This is a genomic window from Nocardia uniformis NBRC 13702 (assembly GCF_001613345.1).
Classification (GTDB): Bacteria; Actinomycetota; Actinomycetes; order Mycobacteriales; family Mycobacteriaceae; genus Nocardia; species Nocardia uniformis.
This window is the reverse complement of sequence record NZ_BDCE01000085.1, coordinates 1-22,107: the sequence shown is the minus strand read 5'-3', so window position 1 is coordinate 22,107 and position 22,107 is coordinate 1. Positions and strand designations below refer to the sequence as shown.

Genomic DNA, 22,107 nt, shown 5'->3' with positions numbered 1-22,107 from the left:
CAGTAGTAATCGACCACTGACCACCGCCGGCGAGGTGGGTGGGCCGCGTACTCCCCCGGCGATCAGCCAGAGCACCGCGGCGGCGAGCAGGACGACCAGCAGCGACAGCAGTGGCGTCGGCTGGTACGGCGGTCCACCGAATTGGCTGAGCAGGACCGATTTCTCACAGTGTTCGCCGCTCGGCTCGCAATGCGCCCGATCCACGAAGAAGTGCGGGTGGCCCGGGCCAGCCACCAGATCGAGCGCACTCACCGAATGGGGTGTTGCGTGGGGATGGCTCGGGGAGCTCACGAGCATGCAATCAGCCAGCATTGTCAGCAGCAATGCGGTGGCGAGCACCGCGAGCGCGCTCTTCGCGTACCGCAGCCGACCGACCAGATTCACCGCGACCTACTGCCTTCCGCTCGAATCACGCTGTCCTACTGACATTTCGGGAAGCACACATCCGGACCGCCGGTACTGGATGGATACCCCTGCCCGACAATCTACTATCTCAGTACGTAGGTAGGCACGCGGGGTGTGGTCACATCGCCAGCAGTGCCACATATTCGCCAGCGCCGTCCGACTACTGACCTTGATCGCGTAATGTTGCCCCCTCGGCAGGCGACACCGCGCGGAGAACTTCAGTAGCTCAGCCGCGCTTGCCCCGGGTGAGCTTACGCAGCGCCGCGCGCAACCCCTCCGATTCCTCCGGGCTCATCTGCTCCACGAAGTGCGCGAGCACCAGATCGGACTGCCCACCGGCGCCGAGTGCCTCGCGCATGAGCCGCGCACCGTATTCCTCGCGGCTCAGCTTCGCCCAGTAGTGGTAGGCCTTGCCGACACGTTCGCGTTCCAGCCAGCCCTTGCGGTGCAGATTGTCCATGGTGGACATGACGGTGGTGTAGGCGATCTCGCGTTCGGCGGCGAGTTCGTCGAACACCTCGCGGACCGTCGTTCGCTCGGGACGAGCCCAGATCCGGTCCATAATGACCGCTTCGAGATCGCCGAAGCCTCGAGCTCTCACCGTTGACCTCTCCTCACCGCGCTGCGTCACCCAGCGACACAATCTACTGCCCTGTTGCGTAGGTGTCGATCGTAGGCCGACGCGAGCTCGTTGCCCACGGGAACCGGCGACATGAAACACACTCTTCATACTGCCTACGTACGTAGACAGTAACCTGGGTGCGGAGACTATTCGGCGATTCGGTAACCGGCATCGCGCAGCGTCGCCGACGCGTCAGCGAGCCGATGATCCGGCACCAGGACCAGATCGGCGTGATACGTCGACGCGATGAATACCGGTATGGCCGCATCCGCCAGTGGGCCGATGAGGGCGGCGAGCGTACCGGGCTTATCGTGTGCGCCGCCACCGTAGAAGCCCTTCCAGATCTCCCCTTCCGCCCACGGCGGCGCCTCGCGAATCATGGTGAGCCCCTCGGGCGCTCGGACGAGAGCGATCCACTCATCGTCCTCGGGGAAGGTCGAGTTCGGCAGGTGTTCGATCACGAACTGCGAGGGGACGATCTGCACACGCTGGCCGCCGGTCATGGCGACATCGTATGCGCCGTCCGGGAGCCCCTCACCGCGCGAACTGTCATCGGAAGTTTCGCCGGGTCGCGCGCGGTGTTCACAACCCACCGGTTCGGTATTGATTACTGTGACCTATGGGCATGTCTCGACGGCAGGTACTGCGACTGGGCGCCGCCGGCTCTGCCGCGGTGCTGTTGGGAACCTCCGCGGTGAGCAGTGCGAGGTTGCGCGCACCGCGGTGGGTCGGGGGCTATCCCTTCTCCCTGGGAGTGGCGTCGGGTGATCCGCTGCCGGATGGGGTCGTGTTGTGGACGCGGCTCGCACCGGATCCGCTGGCCCCGGACGGGCACGGCGGGATGGCGTGGGCTCCGGTGAGCGTCGACTACGAGGTTGCGCTCGATGAGAACTTCCGGCAGGTTGTGGTACGCGGAACGGCCGTCGCGACACGGGAACTCGCGCACAGCGTGCATCCGGAAGTGCGGGGTTTGGAACCGGACCACTGGTATTTCTATCGATTTCGGGCCGGGTCCGAGATCTCACCGATCGGGCGCACCCGGACCGCACCGGCCGCGGGCCAGGCCGTAGCGCGCATGCGGTTCGCCTTCGCCTCATGTCAATCGTGGAGTTCGGGATACTTCACCGCCTATGAGCATATGAGTCGTGAGGACCTCGATCTGGTCGTGCATCTGGGCGACTACATCTACGAGAAGTCCTGGGTCCACGGCCGGGAAGGAATGGCCGCCCACCCGGATATCACCGCCGAGGCCGTCGATCTGGCGGACTATCGGCAGCGGTTCGCACAGGTCAAGGCCGACCCGCAGCTGCGCGCCGCGCACGCCGCGTTCCCGTGGCTGACCACCATGGACGATCATGAGATCGCCAACAACTGGGCGGGAGAATCCTCTGGAGTGGCTTTCGATATCTACCGAATTCCCGCGTTGTTCCGTCGCCGCAAGGCCGCCGCCTTCCAAGCCATGTACGAACACCAGCCGCTGCGGATCGCGCAAATGCCGTCCGGGCCGAATATCCTGCTGCACCGGCGGTATCGGTTCGGCGATCTGGCGGAGATCACCATGCTCGACACCCGGTCCTACCGTTCCGCATTGGCGTGCAGCGACGGCAATCCGGTCGCGGAATGCGCGGACCGATACGCCGCCGATCGCACCATCCTCGGTCGGCGGCAACGCAATTGGCTCATCGACGGGCTGATCGACTCCCCCGCCCGATGGCAGGTGCTCGGCAATCAGGTGTCCATGAGCCGTACCGACACCGATCCGGGACCCGCCACCGTAATGGGTACGGACTCGTGGGACGGGTATATCGCCGATCGCAATACCGTCCTCGGCACCGCCGCCGAGCGGGGAGTGCCCAATCTCGTGGTCATTACCGGTGACCGCCACGAACACTGTGCCGCGGACCTCCGTCGCGACCACGACGATCTCACGTCCCCGGTGGTGGCCTCCGAATTCATCGGCACCTCGATCACCAGCGGCGGCAACGGCGTCGACCTCAGCGATAGCGGGCGACGGCTGCTCGCCGCCAACCCGGACCTGAAATTCACCAATAACCAACGCGGATACGTCCGCGTCGAAATCGATCATCAGCTGTGGCGCACCGATTTTCGTGTCGTGCCCTACGTGCGACGGCCGGGCGCACCCGTACACACCCGCGCCACCTTCGTGGTCCAGGACCGGGTCCCCGGCGTTATCGAGGCCGGAGGGTCGCAGGCCATTCCCGACCCCGATCCCCCCGACAGCGCCGCTCTACCGGGCAATGCCGACCCGCACCCGCGTTGATTCCACACCGGCACCCCGAGCGGTCCCGACCCGCGTTGATCAGAAACCGGCGTGTCTCAACGACCACGTCCTTCGGCTCGCAACCACCTGGTACAGGTGCGAGCCGACCAGCGTGGCCGAATCAGGACAGTGGCCCCGTCGCCGATTCGGCGGCGGCGACCAGGGTGCCCGATGCGGCGAGCCGGACCGCCGCCTCGATCTCCGGGGCCAGATAGCGATCGGTTCCCGGACCCGGCACCTCCTGACGGAGTGCGGCGATCACGGCGGCCGTGGCGGGCGATGAGGTCAGTGGTGCGCGCAGGTCGATTCCCCGTGCGGCGGTCAGGATTTCGATGGCCAGCACCCGGGTGAGGCCGTCGACGGCCCGGCGCAGTTTGCGTGCGGCCGACCACCCCATGGAGACGTGATCCTCCTGCATCGCCGAGGAGGGAATGGAGTCGGTACTGGCCGGATTCGCCAGTCGCTTGAGCTCGGAGACGATGGCCGCCTGCGTGTACTGCGCGATCATATGACCGCTGTCGACACCCGGGTCATCGGCGAGGAACGCGTTCAGGCCGTGGTTTCGGGCGACATCGAGGAAGCGGTCGGTGCGCCGTTCACTGATGCTGGCGAGGTCGGCGACCACGATGGCGAGGAAATCCAGGACGTAGGCGACCGGGGCCCCGTGGAAGTTGCCATTCGATTCGACCCGGCCGTCGAGGGTGACGACCGGGTTGTCGACGGCGCTCGCGAGTTCCCGGGCGGCCACGGTCCGGGCGTGCGCGAGGGTATCGCGCACCGCACCGGCGACCTGGGGCGCGCACCGCAGTGAGTACGCGTCCTGCACGCGAGCACAGTCGGGACCGCGATGGCTCGCCACAATGGCGGAGTCGGCGAGAACGCGCACCATATTCTCGGCGGCGACGGCCTGTCCCGGGTGCGGGCGCAGAGCCTGGAGGTCGGCGGCGAACACCCGGTCGGTACCGAGCAGCCCCTCCACACTCATCGCCGCGGCGAGGTCGGCCAGCTTCACCAGCGCGTCGAGATCGTCGAGCGCGAGGACGAGCATGCCCAGCATGCCGTCGGTGCCGTTGATCAGCGCCAGGCCCTCCTTCTCGGCCAGGGTGATCGGCTCCATCCCGGCCACGGCCAGGGCTTCCCCGGCGGGCAGCAATTCGCCCTCGGCGGTGCGCACCTGTCCTTCACCGATAATGGCCAGGGCAACGTGAGCCAGCGGCGCGAGATCGCCCGAGCATCCGAGACTGCCGTACTCATAGACCACCGGGGTCAATCCGGCGGACAGCATGCCCGCGTACGCCTCGGCGACCTGCGGCCGCACACCGGTACGCCCGGTCGCCAGCGTGGACAGCCGCAGCAGCATCATGGCCCGCACGACCTCTGCTTCCACTTCCGCACCGGAGCCCGCCGCATGCGAGCGAATGAGACTGCGTTGCAGCTGAGTTCGCAACTCCTGCGGAATATGCCGACTCGCCAGCGCACCGAACCCGGTCGACACCCCGTACACCGGTTTCGGGTCGTCCGCGAGCTCCTGAATCCGCGTGCGGCTATCGGCGATGACGGCGAGGGACTCATCCGACAGCTCAACCGACGCACCGGAGCGTGCGACGCGGACGACCTCCTCGAAACTGACCGGGCCGAGTCCGACGGTGACGGTCGGCGTGGGTTGGATAGCGGTGTTGTCGATGGAGGCGCTCACCGAACGAGCTTCGCATAGATCATTGTTCTTCGGCCCGGCAGTATGGGCGATGGCGACCGACGGACTCGATCCCAGGCGTCTGATCAGAAATCCTCCGCATAACCGCGCCCGGTCATTCCGGCATGCCTTCAGCCAGAATCCACACCCGAAAGTGCTGCGTCAGCAGAGTGGATCCCGGCCACAAGCACACCGGGATGACGAGAGCTGTCGGCGAGACGCCGCGGTGGGCTGTCAGCAAAGCACAGCAGGTTACTGGGAGGGCGCGCGTTTCCCCATGCCCTCGAAGGGATTCCAACTCTGGATCCCACGCGTGCGCTGGAGGTAGTAGGCGTAATTCGCGGTCGACATATACAGGGCGGCCATACCGAACCCGAAGGCCTGCGGGATCGGGTCGGGCAACGTCACCCCTGTGATCACTTCGAGGGCGACGACCGCGACAATAACGCCCACCCAGATTCCGAGCAGGGAGAGGTTCTTCTTCCACAGACCGAGGACGAAGAAGTAGATCGGCCCGAATAAGAACGCGATGATGTTCGTGCTGATGAGTATCCGCTTGGCGAAGGTCAGGTTCTTCAGGCCCTGCCGGTATTCCGGGGAGCCGGGGTGACCGTGGGATCCGAAGAAGGCGAACCGCTCACGCCACTTGGGCTTCAGATCCTTGGTCGTGGCGGGGGGGTGGCGTGTTCATCGGATATCTCCACTTTCGCTGTGCCGGTGTGTCAGTTGTGCTGGCGGCCGAGACTGGACGCCGTCAGGGCAGGTGCTCTCGTTCTTCCTTGACGGCCCTGATTACCGCCGCGATCCGCGTATTCAGCACCGAGACGAACCGTTTCGCATCGGCGCCGAGGGCCCGTGCGGGGCGGTCGGTGATGACGTAGCGACCGTCGTCGAGATCGCGCCAGCCGACCGTATGCCGTGTGATGCCACGTGGGCCGAAAACTGAACTGCCCTGCGTAATTTGGATTTCGCCGGAGATCGATGCCGGGGCCCGCAGGAACCGCGCCGATACGACAGGGACTCGGTCGTCGGTGGCGACCACCGACGACCGGGAGTCGTTGTATTCCATATTCGCGGCATCGGAGGTGTCTTGGTAGAGCATGGCGCGGGCATGGATTGAGGTGAGTTCCACCTCGCCTCGGGAACCCGCCTGTGCTGGCGGTAGTGCCTCGACTACTTCGTCGGATAGCCGTAGCGGATCACACCGGATGACGGTGTATCCGCCTCGATGAAAAAACGAGCCACCCGGGAGTTGCGTAATGAGATATCCGCGTTCGGCTTTGCGGGTGGCAAGAATCCGGATCATCGATTCGGGGCGCATCGGTTCGCGCTCGTCGCCGCCGTACACCGAGAGTGCGAGATCCGGGTTGGCCATGGTGTCGACAACATCTTCGACCTCACGGGTCGCCTTGTCCCGCAAGCTCTCTCTGGCCGCGTGCGAGGTGGCGCGCTGCTCCTCCGGGGTCGCCGCAGCGGAGACGTACAGAAACGGTGCGGGCAACCGGTCGCCGGTCACGTCCCGCCACAGCATGGCGAACTCGGCCTCGGTGAACCGCCAGGTGCGTGTCACGATAGGGCACCCGGGCGGCGGGCACTCGATTCGAGTACCGCACCGCGGCATATCCGATCAGACGCAGCTCGCGAACCCAGTTCCGCACGCAGCTCGGGATGCTGCGAATAGAAGGCAATCAGGTGGTACAGAAGCGCGGAATCCATATCGAATTCCAGCGTGTAGATCTCGATGAGCCAGGTGCGACTCTTTTTACGCGCCCACCTGGAGGCCCACACGAGATCGAGAGTGCCAGGCCTCGATATGAGCTTGACCGTGGCGAATCGGGGCTTCGCGGCTGCCTGCACTTCCAGGATGTCATCCCAATCAACGGATTGGCGCATGAGTCCGTTGCTGAGGTGCACCTTGGTGGGGGTCAACCACAGGCCTTGCTCTCTTTTCGCCGCATACAGCACGCGAGCCAGAAGCCATGTACCGATTAGTAGAGCGACAACCAAGAGAGGGATGATGAGCGGGCTACGCAACCGATAGTTCAACGTGGCAGTGTCAGAGAAGGTTAATGCGTATAGGAACAGCATGGCAGCAAGGACCATGGTTAGCGCAAATAGCCCGGAAATCAGCGAGAACCACTGCCATCTCGGGATCGGTAATGAGGTTTCGCCGCCAATATTCGGTCCTGCATGAAGGACGGGTGGCACACTCCGCCTCGTTCGGTATACGCGGACCGCCACCGGGGCAGCTACTGGAAAAATCAGAGTACATACTACTCCGATTAGCACCTGCCCGATGTTGCCCAGACTCAGGCCCGAGACGATCATCCATATTCCAATGAATGCCATGATAAAGATCACCGGCAGCGCGCCGAATAACATTGCGTGCCTGCGACTTTCAGGTCCGAACCCCGAGGGCCAAGGTACGGTGATCGCACGCTGAATAGAATTGCTTGAGGCACGGTTCATTCTGTTACCGCTTTCATTGCTGTTTCGCCTGCCAACCCGCCGGCCGCACCGCCGCCAAGACCGCCGAGAATTGCTCCAACGATCATGCCAGGCGGACCGAACAAGGCTCCCCCCGCCGCCCCGATCAACATTCCGCCTCCAATGCCCCCGACTGAGGTCCCCACCCCGTTTCCGATTGCCGCCCAGCCGCTCTTGCGCCCTTCGTTGTAATCGTCCCAGGAGTTGTAGGTGGCGAATCCGATTGTCGCCAGGGGGCCGCCGACCTTTCCGACTGTGCCGAGCAATTTGCCCTGGCCCGCGAGCTTGGAAGCGTCGTCGCCGATTTGCAGCGCGACCGATGTCTGTTTGCCGGGGAGACCCGCCCCGTCGGCGAGGTCCTGGAGAGCTCCCTGGCCGAGGAGTTGAGAGGTCCTCGCCATCATGGCCGCCTTCTCTGCCATGGTGCCGCCACCCACCTCCATTCCGGCGGCGATGCCGCTGGCAGCCATTCCCCCCAATGTGGTGTTCGGGTGCACCTCGAAACCGAGGAAGGCCATGGCCGCGTCCACCGCGCTGACGGCTGGCTGGTCGGGTTGAGGAGCGTCGGTCGTCCAGATGGTGCCATCGCTGAACTGCGTGAAGGTGCTCCCGTCAGGCAGCCGGGTGGTCGTGGAGGACGATCCGTCACCGAACGTGGTGAAGACGGCCTCGTCGGATTGGATGATTGCCTGCTTGCCGCTGCTGTCGATAGTGGAGAGCAATTGTGGTTTGCCGTTCTCATCGATTCGGCCGGTCTCGGTATAGCTGAAGCCGTCGGAGCGGGTGACCGTCGCGGACACTGTACGGCTGTCGGAGTCAGCGGTCTCGGTGAGCATCCCACCGTGAGCGAGGGGGGAGACGATGGATTCCGGACCGGGAGTGCCGTCCGGGTTGGTGGTCGTGGTTTTGAGGCGTCCGCCGCCGATGGGGGTCGTGACGGTGGTCGTGACGGAGCCGTCGGCGTTGGTGGTGACGGTGTCGATGATGCCGCTACCGTCGTTACGGGGCGTGGACACCGACGTGACGGCTGGTCCGCCATCGGTCTTGGAAACGGTGGTGACGCTGCCGTCCGGGGCTTTGGTGGACGTAGTCGTGGTGGTGGTGCCATCAGGATTGGGCGTGATGATGGTGTGACTGCCATCAGGGTTCACGACTTCCACCGGGATGCCCCTGCCGAGCTGGTTGGCCATGGCTACGGGGTCGATGTTGGTCTGACCTGGGCTCTGATCGCCGATCAGCAGCTCGGTCAGTGAGGTGGGCAGCCCCCCGATGCTGGGCGTGGTGACGATACTGCGGGCAGGTGGGAGATCCGGGATGGAACCAGCGGTCAGTTTCGCGCCCTCGACATACCAGGTGTCCCAGGTGGACTGGATTTGGCGAAGTTCCGCGTCGAGAGTCCGGGCAGATCGGGACCCGAGATACACCTCGTAGGTATGGAGCGGGAGGAAGGTTTGCAGGCGCGACAACCACCCCTGGGTGAACGCGAGATTGCGGCTCATCACGTCCATGCCGGAGATCAACCGGCTCATGCCGGTCAAGTAGTCGTCGAGGGCCGCCTTGGCCCGACTCGCGGCCGGGGATGCCCAGATCCCCTCGGTCGCCGCCGTGTCGGGCGACTCTGGCAGGAGAGGTTCATACGTGCTCTTGAAGGCCGCCGACTGGGCGCGCAAGATATCGGCCGCCTGCTTCCACGAGTCGGCGAAATGCTGTAGCTGCCCCGGGATCTGCTGGCCGTCGACATGATCGTACTGCGCGGCGAACTCATCCCATGTGTAGTTCTCGCCCAGATCGCTGTCGAGGGTCAGCGTCGTAGGTTTGACCGTGACACCCGAGTGCTCGGCGAGTGTGTCGAGGGATACCGCTTCACTGGTGGTGGCCAAGGTGTTGGTGTAATCACGATCGGCCGAGTGCGAATAGAACTCGTGGCCATACCGAGACGACGGCCGCCAACCCGGCAGCTCCGCACCCTCGAACTGCACTGGCGCGCGGTTCGCATTGACCGTGAGCTTCTGAAACGCCGACTGCGAATCCTCTTCGGCCCGGTTGTACAAGCCTCCGGCGATGACGAAGGTCTCACCCATATCCGTCAGGATCTTCCGGTGCCCGCTCACCAGCCGGTCGTCGAGGTCGGCGGCGGCGGTGTTGATCATCGTCGCCAGCTCCGGGCCGGATATCTTCAGGTTCAACGGTTTCAGCTCGCGCGCGGTCGTCATCACACCGGCGGCCTCCTCGACCGCGCTGAGCATGGACGCGCATTCCGCCGACAGTGTGGTCGCTACCGAGGGGTCGAACGTGACGCCGAATCCACCATCGGTCGCCGATTGCTTCAGTCCACTGCCCCAGGCATTGTTCGGATCGCTCACTGACTTCCTCCCCCAACCCGAACCGCCACGCAATCCCTCGTCGCGTCACGGTGCAGCTCGACGCTATCCGCGACGACCGCCGAGCATGCCGACCAGACGCTATCACGTGGCTCATTCAGCCTCAGCGCGTGGGATTTCGCGTATCGACCCGACATTGCGGCCTCGAATGGTTGCCGTCCACAACAGAAGCCGCCCAACTGGATAGGAAACGTCCGAGTACTTTCCGAGTGGAAATCCAGCCGATCACCCACGCGACATCAGGTGAGCCCGCACGACGTACCTACTGTCCAATCCACTGTTGCATCGAGTATCAGTAGATCTCAGCGCATTCGGGTGTTGCCACCGGAAAGTCCCTGCGCCACCACGAGCCCGTGACCGTCGGGTAGACGCTTCACTGGTGGGTGCAAACGCACAGTTCTCACCCACCCCCACGTCCACGTTTCACCTCACCCGGCCACTCCGGGAAGAGGACCCCTACCTGATCGGCGAGGTTCCGGGCGAGGCCGTCGATGGTGTTGTGAGTCAGCGTTTCCAGACACCACTCGCGAGGAACGCATCCCATGCCGCGCCGCTGAAAAACAATTCGGGACCGCCAGGATTCTTCGAGTCGCGCACCCCCACTCGGGCGTCGTCGAGGAAGACCTCGACGCATTCGTTTGCCTGTGGGGATTGGGTGGACTTGTACCATCTGCGGATGGGCGGGTTAGGGATCACGCCGCGTACTCCTTCGCGATGTTCAGCACCAGCTCCCTGGTGTCATCTTGATTCAAAGCTACTGCCCGGATCGCTGTGATCGCCTTCCGGTACCGGTCGATCACATCGTCACGCTCCAGGTACAGAGCGCCTTCGGCTCCCTCGACGTAGACAACCGGCGGCTCAACCAATCGGCCAGCGAGAGACGGGAATTCGAGCAGAGTGAACGATTGAATCACGAGCCCTCGGGGCACGGCTAGACCAAACGGAACGACGCGGACAGAGATATTGTCCCGTTCGCTGGCCGTGGCCAGCCAGTTCAGCTGTTCGGCCATCACCTCGGGCTTGCCCGGAAGATGCCGCAGCACGGCCTCTGAGATGAGGGCGTCGATGCCGAAGCCCGGTTCATCCAACCGTGCCTGTCGACGCGCTGCGAGTTCGAGCCGACGTTCAAGATCTACAGCAGACAGGTCCGGCTCATCACCCTTCGTGAGGGCACGGCGGTACTCGGGGGTCTGGAGCAGACCGGGCATGAGGACGAGCTGATGCGTTGTCATGTGGTTCGTCGCGGTCTCCAAGCTCAGATAGTGGTCGAAGTGCGGTTGGAACTGATCCCGATATGAGCGCCACCAGCCTTTGGTGGTACCCGCCAGCTTGGCCGCCTGGTCCTGCGCCTTGACCTCCTCCCAGAGGCCGAGAACTTCGTCTCGCTCGGTGCTCGGATTCGGGATGCCGTAGAAGTCAAGGAGATCCCGCAACTGAGCCGTCGATATTTTGATCTTTTGGCCGTCTTCCATGCGGCCAATGCTTTGCGGAGAGGTCTCGACGTGCAGCCCAGCAGCGAGTTGCCCCTTCTTGGCGTGTAGCCGTAGTTGGCGAAGAAGGCGACCGAGCGCTCGACGGGGAAGCGTTGAACCGGCCATTTTGTTTGCCTCACTATTTGGGAATCTCCGGACTGGAATAGCCCCGGCTGGAGATCCAGCATATTCCCATCGAATACCGTTGTGGAAGTTCCTATTTCGGCCAGCTCAGTGTCTACTGAGAAACAGAACGACGCAACGACATCGACCATCCGCCGTTTCAGATTCGGAACCGAAACCCGTTTCAACACCACTCATTTCAGAATTGAGGGATTTCCGTGATCCTGACCTTGTTCCAATTCTGTTTGATCGCAGGGGCGGTTATCGCCCTCGTCGCTGGAGCCGTCTGGGGAATCTCCCGCGACAGTTCCGAACGCCCGTCCATGACGGGCGCCGCCGTCCTCGTCGTGGGCGGGACCCCATTCCGTATCGTCCCGCTCAACAATCGGTGCCGCCTGCATGGGCGTCACCGTGCCGGGTGACGACATGTATTCGCGCATATCGCATTACGTGATACCCGGACCGCTGCGGCTGACGTCCTTCGAGTGCCGGGCGCTGTTGTATCGGCATCGCAATTGCACTGCGGGCGATGGCGGCACGGCTCAGTCCTGCGGTGCGCGAGGGCAATTGGCGCGGATTCGCATCGACAGCGGCTGGTGCTGGCCCATCCCTCCGGCCGACCAGCAGACCACGGGCCCGGCGGCGACAGCTGTGCCCGCAGCAGATCGCCGCTGGGCCCTCCTGCGCCGCGTCTCCCCCGATCCGTTCGAGCCCAGGAGTCGGCGATGACCCACCTCACCTCCAATCGCTCTCCCGAGGAGCGCATGCCCGCCGAGATCATGGCCACGGCGCAGGCACGCGTACCGAATTCGACCATCCACACCCGACCCGCCCCGCACATCGTGCTCAGTCGGCGCGACCTGGAGGTTCTCGAACTCTTTCACCGTAGTCGATGCGAAACCGACGACTGCCGGATGCGCACTTATGTGCTGGAGCGACTCGGCGAGTAGCGGCCAGCATCGCGCAGGCACCGGGACACGCCGCCCTGCGCGCCCAGGGCGATCGCCCAGCCGACCTGATAATCAGCTGATAGCGTGGCCGAGGTGGCACTTCCGGCCTGATCTCACTCGTTGACCAAGGTAGACCGCCCACGCGGCCACCACGAAGGAGTTCGCCATGAGCCTCATCGGAACGCTGATCGGGTACGCCCTAACGGTGTTCATCCTGTTCCTGATCGCCCGACTGATCGTGGACTGGATCATCACCCTGTCCTCCGGCCCGGCCGATTGGGTGTACAAGACCCGCGATATCACCCATAGGTTGACGGAGCCGGTGATCGCTCCTGTGCGTCGGGTGCTGCCGCCGCTGCGGGCGGGCGGCATCGGGATCGACCTGGCATTCACGATCGTCTTCATCGCCGCGATTCTTCTGCGCGCGGTGGCGTTCAGCCTGTAGCGGGCGATGTCGCGTAAAGGGCCGGACATCACCTGGATGTCCGGCCCTTTACGGTTGAAACCCGTTGCGGTGCTGCCCGTTACGGCAGTGGCCCGCCCGCGGCGATCGCCGACAGGGTGGCGAATTCGTCACCCTTGAGCGACGCGCCGCCGACGAGTGCGCCGTCGATATCGGTCTGGCCGACCAGTTCGCCGACGTTCTTGGCATTGACCGAACCGCCGTAGAGGACGCGCACGCCCGCCGCGACCTCCGGATCGGCCAGATCGGCCAGTTCGCCGCGGATGGCTCCGCAGACTTCCTGGGCGTCGAACGGGGTGGCGACCTTGCCGGTGCCGATGGCCCAGACCGGCTCGTAGGCGATGACGACCTTCGAGATCTCCTCCGCCGTCAGGCCTTTGAGCGAACCGCGCAGCTGTTCGAGGTTGTACTCGACATGGGTGCGCGCTTCGCGGATACCCAGACCCTCACCGATGCAGACGATGGGGGTGATGCCGTACTTGAGCGCCTGCTTGGCCTTGGCCAGCACCGTGGCGTCGTTCTCGAGGTGGTATTGACGACGCTCGGAGTGGCCGACCACGGCGTAGGTGCAGCCGAGCTTGGCCAGCATGGGGGCGCTGATCTCGCCGGTGTAGGCACCCGAATCGTGGGTGGAGACATCCTGCGCACCGTAGGTGAGCAGGAGTTTGTCGCCCTCGATCAGGGTTTGCACGCTGCGCAGGTCGGTGAACGGCGGGATGACCGTCACATCGACCTTGGCGAAGTACTTCTCGGGCAGTGCGAAGGCGATCTTCTGCACCAGGGCGATGGCCTCGAGGTGATTGAGGTTCATCTTCCAGTTGCCCGCAATGAGCGGTTTACGTGCCATGCTCAGTCCTCCAAGACAGCGATGCCCGGAAGTTCTTTACCCTCCAGGTACTCCAGCGACGCGCCGCCACCGGTCGAGATGTGCGAGAAACCGTCATCGGGCAGTCCGAGCGAACGCACGGCCGCGGCCGAATCTCCACCGCCGACAACGGTGAACGCGCCCTTGCCCGTAGCGGTGGCGATGGCCTCCGCGACGCCGCGGGTACCGGCCGCGAACTTCTCGAACTCGAATACGCCCATGGGGCCGTTCCAGAACACGGTCTTCGCCTCGGTCAGCAGCGCCGCGAAGCGGTTTGCCGATTCCGGACCGATATCCAGACCCATCCAGCCGTCCGGAATCTCGTTGGTGGACACCACCTTCGAATCGGCATCGGCGGCGAACTTGCTCGCGGCGACGATATCGATGGGCAGGTGGATGACGTCGCCGAAGGTTTCCAGCAGCTGCTTGCAGGTGTCGATCATCTCTTCCTGCAGCAGCGAGGAGCCCACCGAAAGGCCCTGTGCGGCAAGGAAGGTGAAGCACATGCCACCGCCGATAACGAGGGTGTCGACCTTGGGTGCGAGCGCCTCGATGACCGCGAGCTTGTCGGAAACCTTCGAACCACCCAGCACGACCGCGTACGGCCGCTCCGGATTCTCGGTCAGCTTCTTCAGCACCTCGGTCTCGGTGGCCACCAGCCCACCGGCGTAGTGCGGCAACTGCTTCGCCACGTCGTAGACCGACGCCTGCTTGCGGTGCACCACACCGAATCCGTCGGAGACGAACGCGCCGTCGTCGCCTACCAGCTCGACCAGCGCCGCGGCCAGCTTGGCCCGCTGCGCGTCGTCCTTGCTGGTCTCGCGCGGATCGAAGCGAATGTTCTCGAGCAGCATCACATCGCCGTCGGTGAGGCCCTCCGAGCGCGCGAGCGCGTCCTGGCCCACCACATCACCGGCGAGCTGGACATTGCGGCCCAGCTCCTCGGCCAGTCGCGCCGCGACCGGCGCGAGCGAGAGCTTCGGATCCGGTTCGCCCTTGGGACGGCCCAGATGCGCCGTCACGACCACCTTGGCACCGGACTCGGCCAATGCCTTGATGGTCGGAGCGGACGCAATAATGCGGCCGGGATCGGTGATCACGCCGTTATCGAGGGGAACGTTCAGGTCGGAGCGCACGAGTACGCCCCGACCCTCGACACCCTCGTTCAGCAGATCCTGGAGTGTCTTGATCGCCATTGCGCTTACAGGGACTTGCCGACGAGACCGATGAGGTCGGCCAGGCGGTTGGAGTAGCCCCACTCGTTGTCGTACCACGAGGCGACCTTGACCTGGTTGTCGATGACCTGGGTCAGCGGCGCGTCGTAGATGGAGGAGTGCGGGTCGGTCACGATGTCGGAGGAGACGATCGGATCGGTGTTGTACTTCAGGATGCCCTTCATCGGGCCGTCCGCGGCGGCCTTCATGGCGGCATTGACCTCATCGATGGAGGCGGCCTTGGCCAGATCCACGGTGAGGTCGGTCAGCGAGCCGGTCGGAACGGGCACGCGCAGCGCGTAACCGTTCAGCTTGCCGAGCAGTTCGGGAAGCACCAGGCCGATGGCCTTGGCGGCGCCGGTGCCGGTGGGCACGATGTTCAGCGCGGCGGCCCGGGCACGACGCAGGTCGCTGTGCGGGGCGTCCTGGAGGTTCTGGTCCTGGGTGTAGGCGTGGATGGTGGTCATGAGACCACGCTCGATGCCGAAGGAGTCGTTGAGCACCTTCGCGATCGGTCCCAGGCAGTTGGTGGTGCACGAGGCGTTCGAGATGATGTTCTGCGAACCGTCGTACTTGCTGTCGTTGACACCCATCACGATGGTGATGTCCTCGCCCTTGGCGGGGGCGGAGATGATGACCTTCTTGGCGCCGGCGGCCAGGTGGCCCTTGGCCTTGGTGGCGTCGGTGAAGATGCCGGTGGACTCGACGACCACGTCGACACCCAGGTCGCCCCAGGGCAGCGCCGCCGGGCCTTCCTTGATGGCGAGGGCCTTGATCCGCATATCGCCGACCACGATGGTGTCGTCGCCGTCCAGCGAAACATCCTGGGGCAGACGGCCGAGGATCGAGTCGTACTTCAGCAGCGTGGCCAAAGTCGCGTTGTCGGTGAGGTCGTTGACCGCGACAATCTCGATATCGGTGGTGCCGAGCGCCTTCTGCGCTTCGACCGCCCTGAAGAAGTTACGTCCGATACGGCCGAAGCCGTTGATACCTACCCGGACAGTCACGTTATCGCTCCTCAGTTGTGTCGCGGATCTATGTTCCGTTGCCTTCTAACCCTAACGCCGGGCGGGGCACATCACAGAGACACCCCTGTCGTTGTGAAGCACAAACGGCCAGGGGTGTTCCGAGACAGCGTACGGCGCGGTGTTCGGTCACGCTGTGCGCGTGGTCGTTCTCACGCGTCTTCGAGCAGTTCGGCGGTGACCGCGGATTCGGTATCGGGGATGCCGAGTTCCTTGGCGCGCCGGTCCGCCATCGACAGCAATCGTCGAATACGGCCTGCTACAGCGTCTTTCGTCATGGGCGGATCGGCCAGCTGGCCGAGTTCCTCGAGCGAGGCCTGCCGGTGCAGCACGCGGAGCTTGCCCGCGGCAGCCAAATGGTCGGGCACATCCTCGGCGAGGATCTCCAGGGCGCGTTCCACCCTGGCCGCGGCGGCCACGGCGGCGCGGGCCGAGCGCCGCAGATTGGCATCGTCGAAGTTCGCGAGCCGGTTGGCGGTGGCGCGGACCTCACGCCGCATCCGCCGTTCCTCCCACGTCAGCCGGGTGTCCTGCGCGCCCATCCGGGTGAGCAGCGCGCCGATGGCCTCACCATCGCGCACCACCACCCGGTCGGTGCCACGGACCTCGCGCGCCTTGGCGGAAATGCCCATGCGGCGAGCCGCGCCGACGAGCGCGAGCGCCGCCTCCGGTCCCGGGCAGCTCACCTCCAGGGCCGACGAGCGGCCCGGTTCGGTGAGTGACCCGTGCGCGAGAAACGCGCCACGCCAGGCGGCTTCGGCATCGGCGATGCTGCCGCCGACCACCTGTGCGGGCAAACCCCGCACGGGGCGACCGCGTACATCGAGCAATCCGGTCTGCCGGGCGAGTGCCTCGCCCTCCTTGGAAACCCGCACCACATAGCGGGAGGTCTTGCGGAGTCCACCCGCACCGAGCACGTGCACATCCGAGCCGTAGCCGTACAGCTCGAAGATCTCCCGGCGCAGTCGACGCGCGATGGAACCCATATCCACCTCCGCCTCGACGATCACCCGGCCGCCCACGATGTGCAGGCCACCGGCAAACCGGAGTAGTGCGGACAGCTCAGCCTTGCGCGAACTCACCTGTGACACGGAGAGTCGGCTCAGCTCGTCCTTCACTTCTGCTGTCATCGCCACGAGACGCGTTCCTTTCCGCCCAGCCCGGTGCGCACATGCTGGCCCATATGCCGTCCTTCGACTCGAAGCCCTGCCAATTCCGGCCGAGGTTGCCGGATCACCTGATCCAGTGCGGCGGCAAGCTTTCCGGGGTGGTGCCGGTCTGTCCCCGCCTCGGCGACATCAGCGAAGGTTACTCGCGCTCGCAGCTGTTGGGCGGCTCTTGCTACATGTTCGCGTTCCCTACCCTCGGGTACGGAGCCGGAATCGACCAAAACCTCATCGACTGTGAAATCCGGTGCGTGCTGGGACAATACATGTAGGTGTCGTTCAGCGGAGAATCCGGCCGTTTCGCCCGGTTCGGCGGCAAGGTTGAGCACCAGTACTTTACGACCTCTCGTATGTATCAGCGCGTCGTGCAGCTCCGGCACGAGGACGTGCGGAATCACGCTGGTGAACCAACTTCCCGGACCCAAGATCACCACGTCGGCGTGTTCGATGGCCGAGGTGGATTCGGGGCAGGCGGGTGGATCGGATGGGATGAGCCGCACCCGGCGTACCTTTCCCGGCGTAGTCGCGACCGCCACCTGACCTCGAATACAGCGACTCACCCGCGGATCGGCCTCCAGCCCCGCGACATCGGCTTCGATGGTGAGCGCGATGAGCGACATCGGCAGCACCCGGCCGGTGATACGCAGGGCCTTGCCGAGTTCGTCGAGCGCCGCGACGGAATCGCCCAGCTCCTCGGTGAGTCCGGCCAGCATCAGATTGCCCACCGAATGCCCGGCCAATGCGCCGGTGCCACCGAAGCGGTGCTGGAGCGTGCGCGCCCAGACGCCGTCGGTTTCCTCGGCCAGCGCGGCGAGTGCCATCCGCAGATCACCCGGCGGCGGTATGCCCAATTCGGCACGTAGCCGACCCGAGGAGCCGCCGTCGTCGGCGACCGTGACCACCGCTGTGATCTTGCGGGTCAGCCGGCGCGCCGCCGTCAGGGTCGCGTACAGCCCGTGTCCTCCGCCCAGCGCGACAATCGCCGGGTTGGTTTCGCGCTCGGTCATTCGCGCCCCAGGTCCCGATGGACCACGCGGACCACGTCCGCCGATCCGCTGTCCACATCGTCGCCGAGTAATCCGCCCAGCGCCTCCGCTATCGCCACGCTGCGGTGCTTTCCACCCGTGCAGCCCACTGCCACGGTCATGTATCGCTTCCCCTCTTGACGGTAGCCGTCGGTGGTGAGGTCGATGAGGTGTCGGCAGGTACTCAGGTAGTCCCGCGCGCCCGTCTGCGACAACACATACTCACGCACCTCGGCATCCTGTCCGGTTTGTTCGCGGAGTTCCGGGACCCAATGTGGATTGGGCAGAAAACGCACATCCAACACCATGTCCGCATCCAGCGGGACCCCGTACTTGAAACCGAACGATTGCACGGTCAGCTGCAGCGCGGTCGCCGCGCCGCCACCGTAGACCTCCTCGAGTCGGCGGTGCAGCTGGTGCACCGAGAGTTCAGTGGTGTCTATGACCACATCAGCGGCCGTTTTCACCGATGCCAAGCGACGGCGTTCGGCGGCGATGCCCTCGGAGAGGGTGCCGTCGGCGCTCTCGCTCTGTAATGGATGCCGCCGCCGGGCGAATCCGAAACGCCGGATCAGCACATCGTCGGAGGCTTCCAGGAAAAGGATTCGGGTTCGCACGCCCGCGGCGCGCAGCTGTTCGGTCACCCCGGACAGGTCTCCGGTGAAGAACCGGCTCCGCACATCCATGACCAGGGCCAATTTGCGGATGGGCGGTTCGGCCGCCGCACCGAGCTCGACCAGGCGGCCGATCAGTTCGGGTGGGAGGTTATCGGCGACGTACCAGCCCAGATCCTCGAGTACGCGAGCGGCGGTGCCGCGTCCCGCACCGGAGAGTCCGGTGACGATGACGACCTCGACCGGTGCGGAATCGGCGGGTACGGGAGTCGGTGTGGATCGGGTGCTGGTCGCATTGTTACTGGATTCGACGCGCGTCATGTCCTACCGGGGTTCGTGTCTAGTGATTTCCTTCGATCATGCTGCACCGATGCCCGAACCCATGCCGCGACACGCCGACAAGCGGCCACTCTCACACCGGGCGTGTCCACTGCACGATGCCCGCCGATCGGGTTACCGCGCGGACGCTGCCCGTCGCGCTCGCCCTATTCGCCTTCGCCGTGTAAAGCGGCCAGTACCGCATTCGCGGTGGCCACGCCGATACCCGGAACCTCGGTGATCTGCTCCACCGTAGCTTGCTTGAGCTTCGCTACGGACCCGAAGTGGGTCACCAGGGCGGTTTTGCGGGTCGCGCCGAGGCCGGGCACCGCGTCCAAGGCGGATGCGGTCATGCGGCGGGAACGCTTACTGCGGTGGAAGGTGATGGCGAAGCGGTGTGCCTCGTCGCGGACGCGTTGCAGCAGGTACAGCGATTCACTGGTACGCGGCATGATCACCGGATCGGCCTCACCCGGCACCCACACCTCCTCGAGGCGTTTGGCCAGCCCGATCACGGCGACATCGGTGATACCGAGTTCATCGAGAACCTCGGCGGCGGCCGCGACCTGGGGCGCGCCACCGTCGACCACGTACAGATTGGGCGGGTAGGAGAACCGGCGCGGCTTACCGGTCTTCGGATCGATGCCGGGCAATTCCGTTGTGTCCCCGTCGGATTCGAGTGCCTCCGCCTCCATGGCATCGAGGTCGCGGCGCAGCTTCTGGAACCGTCGCCGCGTCACCTCGGCAATACTGCCCACATCATCGGAGCGACCGTCCCCGGCGGCCTCCTTGATGGCGTAGTGGCGGTATTCGGATTTGCGCGGCAGCCCGTCCTCGAACACCACCAGCGAGGCCACCACATCGGTGCCCTGCACATGGGAGATATCGACGCACTCGATGCGCAGCGGTGCGCTGTCGAGATCGAGGGCGTCCTGAATGCCCTGGAGCGCGGCCGACCGCGCGGTCAGATCCCCCGCGCGCTTGAGTTTGTGCTGGTTGAGCGATTCCATGGCATTGCGCTGCACGGTTTCGGCCAGGGCCTTCTTGTCCCCGCGCTGCGGCACCCGCAACTGGACCGCCGAGCCGCGCAGAGCCGAGAGCCACTTCTGCACTTCCTCGGCATCATTGGGCAGCACCGGTACCAGCACCTCACGCGGCACCACCGCACCGGGCTGTGGTTCGCCGGACTGCTCGGCGACCGCGGTCTGCTCGCCGTAGAACTGGGTGAGGAACTGTTCCACCAAGGCGGCCAGCTCGCTCCCGGATTCCACGGTGCGGTGCTCATTGCGACCAGAGTCGGGGCCCTCCGTGGTTACGCTGGCTGCCGCCTCCGGGCCTGACCAACTCAGGTCGACGGCATCGCCGGATTTGTCGACCACCCAGCCGCGCTGACCGCGCACGCGACCGTCGCGGACATGGAAGATCTGGACCGCCACCTCCAGTTCGTCGATGGCGAAATTGATGACGTCGGCGTCGGTGCCGGTGCCGAGCACCACGGCCTGCTTCTCCAGTGCCCGCCGCAGGGCCTGGACGTCGTCACGCAGTCGGGCGGCGGTTTCGAAATCGAGGTCCTCGGCGGCCAGGTGCATCCGCTTTTCCAGGTCCTTGACCAGGCGGTCGGTCTTCCCGGAGAGGAAGTCGCAGAAGTCCTCCACGATCTGCCGATGCTCGGCGGCGCTCACCCGGTCGATACACGGCGCGGAGCATTTGTCGATGTAGCCGAGCAGGCATGGACGCCCAATTTGGTTGTGCCGCTTGAAAACTCCATTGGAGCAGGTGCGCACCGGGAAGACACGCAGCAGCAGATCCAGGGTTTCGCGAATGGCCCAGGCATGCGCGTACGGCCCGAAGTACCGCACGCCCTTCTTGCGCGCCCCGCGATAGACGAAGACCCGCGGATACTCCTCATTGAGACTGACCGCCAGCACCGGATAGGACTTGTCGTCGCGGTAGCGCACATTGAAGCGCGGATCGAATTCCTTGATCCAGTTGTACTCCAACTGCAGCGCTTCCACCTCGGTGGAGACCACGGTCCACTCCACGCTGGCGGCGGTGGTGACCATCTGCCGGGTGCGCGGATGCAGCGACGACACATCGGCGAAGTAGGAGTTGAGCCGGCTACGCAGACTCTTGGCCTTGCCGACGTAGATGACCCGCTTGTGCACGTCCCGGAACTTGTACACACCGGGTTCGACGGGAATGCTGCCCGGCGCGGGCCGGTACGTCGCGGGATCTGCCACGGCACCAAGGTTACTGATCCGGTCCGACACGCTCCCCCGGCCACCACGGGATGCCCGTTGGGTACCGCGGCGCGCCGAGAGCTATCGCGCCACGCCGAGACACGCATCCGTGGACGCTCCCACTCCGAAGTACCGATCGACGCCACTATGGAACGCAGTGGCAATTCGAGCAGTGGTTATCAAGAGGGTCCGACCCCGAGGAGAGCACATGATGATTCGCCTTCGCCTGCGCCGCCGATTCCTCTCTGTCGGCGCCGCGCTCTGCCTGACCGGCGCGGCCCTGGCGGCCGTCGCGTCACCCGCCTCTGCCGCGCCCGCGGGCTGCGTCATCGACCGCTCAGCGGCCGACACCATCACCTTCACCTGCCCGGACAACGGCTGGTACGTGGGAATCGTGCGCTGCCTGGGCTACCGCACCGTCGGCAATGGGATGCAGTCCCCCACCTTCAATGTGAGCGATTCGGCCCGGCCGTACCTGCCGATGAGCCTGACCTGCAATGGCACCGGCAAGAAGGGCGTCGCGCTGGACGCCTGGACCGACGGGCCGTTCTGAGCGCAGCCGGATCGAGGGCGCGATGTCGCCCGACCACCTTCGCCAACCGACGTGAGCCCTCGCCAACCGACCCCCGCACCATCCGGCATGACCCTTCGTCGTTTCGGCGCGAGTCTTCGTCATTCCGGCGTGAGCCCTCGTCATTCCGGCGTGAGCCCTCGTCATTCCGGCGTGAGCCCTCGTCATTCCGGCGTGAGCCCTCGTCATTCC

Annotated in this window: 22 protein-coding genes; 5 read left to right on the top strand and 17 right to left on the bottom strand. The window is 65.0% G+C overall.

The window, feature by feature from the left end; all coding sequences use genetic code 11:
- From lpqS to NU1_RS31360, 3 genes are all read right to left on the bottom strand, one after another.
- Window positions 1-384, bottom strand: a 384-nt coding sequence (gene lpqS, locus NU1_RS31370) for a putative copper homeostasis (lipo)protein LpqS (protein ID WP_084521980.1), incomplete at its 3' end; no start/stop codon positions are given.
- Window positions 385-631: 247 nt separating this feature from the next.
- Window positions 632-1,006: a BlaI/MecI/CopY family transcriptional regulator gene (locus tag NU1_RS31365; protein ID WP_067527093.1), complete on the bottom strand. Its 375-nt coding sequence runs from the start codon at window positions 1,004-1,006 to the stop codon at window positions 632-634.
- Between the two features lie 167 nt (window positions 1,007-1,173).
- Entirely contained in the window at window positions 1,174-1,530 is a 357-nt protein-coding gene (locus tag NU1_RS31360; RefSeq protein ID WP_067527096.1) for an ACT domain-containing protein, read from the bottom strand.
- A 116-nt stretch (window positions 1,531-1,646) separates the two neighbouring features.
- Here NU1_RS31360 and NU1_RS31355 point away from each other — a divergent pair, with 116 nt between their 5' ends.
- On the top strand, window positions 1,647-3,308 hold the full coding sequence (locus tag NU1_RS31355) for an alkaline phosphatase D family protein (RefSeq protein WP_067527092.1): 1,662 nt from the start codon (window positions 1,647-1,649) through the stop codon (window positions 3,306-3,308).
- Between the two features lie 121 nt (window positions 3,309-3,429).
- Here the strand turns inward: NU1_RS31355 and hutH are convergent, their stop codons facing one another.
- From hutH to NU1_RS31325, 7 genes are all read right to left on the bottom strand, one after another.
- Complete coding sequence (gene hutH, locus NU1_RS31350; protein ID WP_245720398.1) at window positions 3,430-5,004, bottom strand: histidine ammonia-lyase; 1,575 nt, start codon at window positions 5,002-5,004, stop codon at window positions 3,430-3,432.
- Between the two features lie 249 nt (window positions 5,005-5,253).
- Window positions 5,254-5,658 (bottom strand): DUF2628 domain-containing protein, encoded by a 405-nt coding sequence (locus tag NU1_RS31345; protein ID WP_067527091.1) that lies wholly within the window; start codon window positions 5,656-5,658, stop codon window positions 5,254-5,256.
- A 97-nt stretch (window positions 5,659-5,755) separates the two neighbouring features.
- The gene (locus NU1_RS31340) at window positions 5,756-6,571 is read right to left on the bottom strand and encodes an ESX secretion-associated protein EspG (RefSeq protein ID WP_067527090.1); all 816 of its coding nucleotides are present in this window, start codon (window positions 6,569-6,571) and stop codon (window positions 5,756-5,758) included.
- The gene (locus tag NU1_RS31335) at window positions 6,568-7,209 is read right to left on the bottom strand and encodes a hypothetical protein (RefSeq protein WP_157553301.1); all 642 of its coding nucleotides are present in this window, start codon (window positions 7,207-7,209) and stop codon (window positions 6,568-6,570) included. The genes NU1_RS31340 and NU1_RS31335 overlap by 4 nt, the downstream gene beginning before the upstream one ends.
- 257 nt (window positions 7,210-7,466) lie before the next feature.
- Window positions 7,467-9,851 (bottom strand): hypothetical protein, encoded by a 2,385-nt coding sequence (locus NU1_RS31330; protein WP_067527088.1) that lies wholly within the window; start codon window positions 9,849-9,851, stop codon window positions 7,467-7,469.
- 522 nt (window positions 9,852-10,373) lie between these two features.
- Window positions 10,374-10,565, bottom strand: coding sequence for a DUF397 domain-containing protein (locus NU1_RS40815; protein WP_084521978.1), 192 nt, complete (start codon window positions 10,563-10,565; stop codon window positions 10,374-10,376).
- A complete protein-coding gene (locus NU1_RS31325; protein ID WP_084521977.1) occupies window positions 10,562-11,467 on the bottom strand; it encodes a DUF5753 domain-containing protein in 906 nt (301 codons plus the stop codon). Before NU1_RS31325 ends, NU1_RS40815 begins: the two co-directional genes overlap by 4 nt.
- 396 nt (window positions 11,468-11,863) lie before the next feature.
- Here NU1_RS31325 and NU1_RS41940 point away from each other — a divergent pair, with 396 nt between their 5' ends.
- The 3 genes from NU1_RS41940 (at window position 11,864) to NU1_RS31315 (ending at window position 12,859) form a co-directional block, all read left to right on the top strand.
- The gene (locus NU1_RS41940; RefSeq protein WP_157553299.1) at window positions 11,864-12,193 is read left to right on the top strand and encodes a hypothetical protein; all 330 of its coding nucleotides are present in this window, start codon (window positions 11,864-11,866) and stop codon (window positions 12,191-12,193) included.
- Window positions 12,190-12,414, top strand: a complete 225-nt coding sequence (locus NU1_RS31320) for a hypothetical protein (protein ID WP_067527086.1) — start codon at window positions 12,190-12,192, stop codon at window positions 12,412-12,414. Before NU1_RS41940 ends, NU1_RS31320 begins: the two co-directional genes overlap by 4 nt.
- 166 nt (window positions 12,415-12,580) lie before the next feature.
- Complete coding sequence (locus NU1_RS31315; RefSeq protein WP_067527085.1) at window positions 12,581-12,859, top strand: YggT family protein; 279 nt, start codon at window positions 12,581-12,583, stop codon at window positions 12,857-12,859.
- 79 nt (window positions 12,860-12,938) lie between these two features.
- On the opposite strand, the gene tpiA is transcribed toward NU1_RS31315, so the two are convergent.
- The 7 genes from tpiA to uvrC form a co-directional block, all read right to left on the bottom strand.
- Window positions 12,939-13,724, bottom strand: a complete 786-nt coding sequence (gene tpiA, locus NU1_RS31310; protein ID WP_067527084.1) for a triose-phosphate isomerase — start codon at window positions 13,722-13,724, stop codon at window positions 12,939-12,941.
- A gap of 2 nt (window positions 13,725-13,726) precedes the next feature.
- Window positions 13,727-14,938, bottom strand: coding sequence for a phosphoglycerate kinase (locus NU1_RS31305; protein WP_067527083.1), 1,212 nt, complete (start codon window positions 14,936-14,938; stop codon window positions 13,727-13,729).
- Between the two features lie 5 nt (window positions 14,939-14,943).
- Window positions 14,944-15,963, bottom strand: coding sequence for a type I glyceraldehyde-3-phosphate dehydrogenase (gap, locus tag NU1_RS31300; protein ID WP_067527082.1), 1,020 nt, complete (start codon window positions 15,961-15,963; stop codon window positions 14,944-14,946).
- 170 nt (window positions 15,964-16,133) lie between these two features.
- A complete protein-coding gene (gene whiA / locus NU1_RS31295) occupies window positions 16,134-17,117 on the bottom strand; it encodes a DNA-binding protein WhiA (RefSeq protein ID WP_067527081.1) in 984 nt (327 codons plus the stop codon).
- Entirely contained in the window at window positions 17,108-18,154 is a 1,047-nt protein-coding gene (locus NU1_RS31290; RefSeq protein ID WP_067527080.1) for a gluconeogenesis factor YvcK family protein, read from the bottom strand. The genes whiA and NU1_RS31290 overlap by 10 nt, the downstream gene beginning before the upstream one ends.
- Window positions 18,151-19,107 (bottom strand): RNase adapter RapZ, encoded by a 957-nt coding sequence (gene rapZ / locus NU1_RS31285; RefSeq protein WP_084521976.1) that lies wholly within the window; start codon window positions 19,105-19,107, stop codon window positions 18,151-18,153. Before rapZ ends, NU1_RS31290 begins: the two co-directional genes overlap by 4 nt.
- Window positions 19,108-19,271: 164 nt before the next feature.
- Complete coding sequence (uvrC, locus tag NU1_RS31280; protein WP_067527079.1) at window positions 19,272-21,344, bottom strand: excinuclease ABC subunit UvrC; 2,073 nt, start codon at window positions 21,342-21,344, stop codon at window positions 19,272-19,274.
- A gap of 208 nt (window positions 21,345-21,552) precedes the next feature.
- On the opposite strand from uvrC, the gene NU1_RS31275 reads away from it, so the two are divergent.
- Window positions 21,553-21,897, top strand: coding sequence for a hypothetical protein (locus NU1_RS31275; RefSeq protein ID WP_067527078.1), 345 nt, complete (start codon window positions 21,553-21,555; stop codon window positions 21,895-21,897).
- The last annotated feature ends 210 nt before the right edge of the window (window positions 21,898-22,107 follow it).

Bases quoted from the DNA above. Each gene is read 5' to 3' on its own strand.
- NU1_RS31360 (WP_067527096.1), bottom strand. From the start codon at position 1,530: ATGACCGGCGGCCAGCGTGTGCAGATCGTCCCCTCGCAGTTCGTGATC.
- NU1_RS31355 (WP_067527092.1), top strand. From the start codon at position 1,647: ATGGGCATGTCTCGACGGCAGGTACTGCGACTGGGCGCCGCCGGCTCT.
- NU1_RS31290 (WP_067527080.1), bottom strand. From the start codon at position 18,154: ATGACCGAGCGCGAAACCAACCCGGCGATTGTCGCGCTGGGCGGAGGA.
- NU1_RS41940 (WP_157553299.1), top strand. From the start codon at position 11,864: ATGGGCGTCACCGTGCCGGGTGACGACATGTATTCGCGCATATCGCAT.
- NU1_RS31325 (WP_084521977.1), bottom strand. From the start codon at position 11,467: ATGGCCGGTTCAACGCTTCCCCGTCGAGCGCTCGGTCGCCTTCTTCGC.
- NU1_RS31320 (WP_067527086.1), top strand. From the start codon at position 12,190: ATGACCCACCTCACCTCCAATCGCTCTCCCGAGGAGCGCATGCCCGCC.
- rapZ (WP_084521976.1), bottom strand. From the start codon at position 19,107: ATGACGCGCGTCGAATCCAGTAACAATGCGACCAGCACCCGATCCACA.
- NU1_RS31275 (WP_067527078.1), top strand. From the start codon at position 21,553: ATGATGATTCGCCTTCGCCTGCGCCGCCGATTCCTCTCTGTCGGCGCC.
- tpiA (WP_067527084.1), bottom strand. From the start codon at position 13,724: ATGGCACGTAAACCGCTCATTGCGGGCAACTGGAAGATGAACCTCAAT.
- NU1_RS31305 (WP_067527083.1), bottom strand. From the start codon at position 14,938: ATGGCGATCAAGACACTCCAGGATCTGCTGAACGAGGGTGTCGAGGGT.
- NU1_RS31315 (WP_067527085.1), top strand. From the start codon at position 12,581: ATGAGCCTCATCGGAACGCTGATCGGGTACGCCCTAACGGTGTTCATC.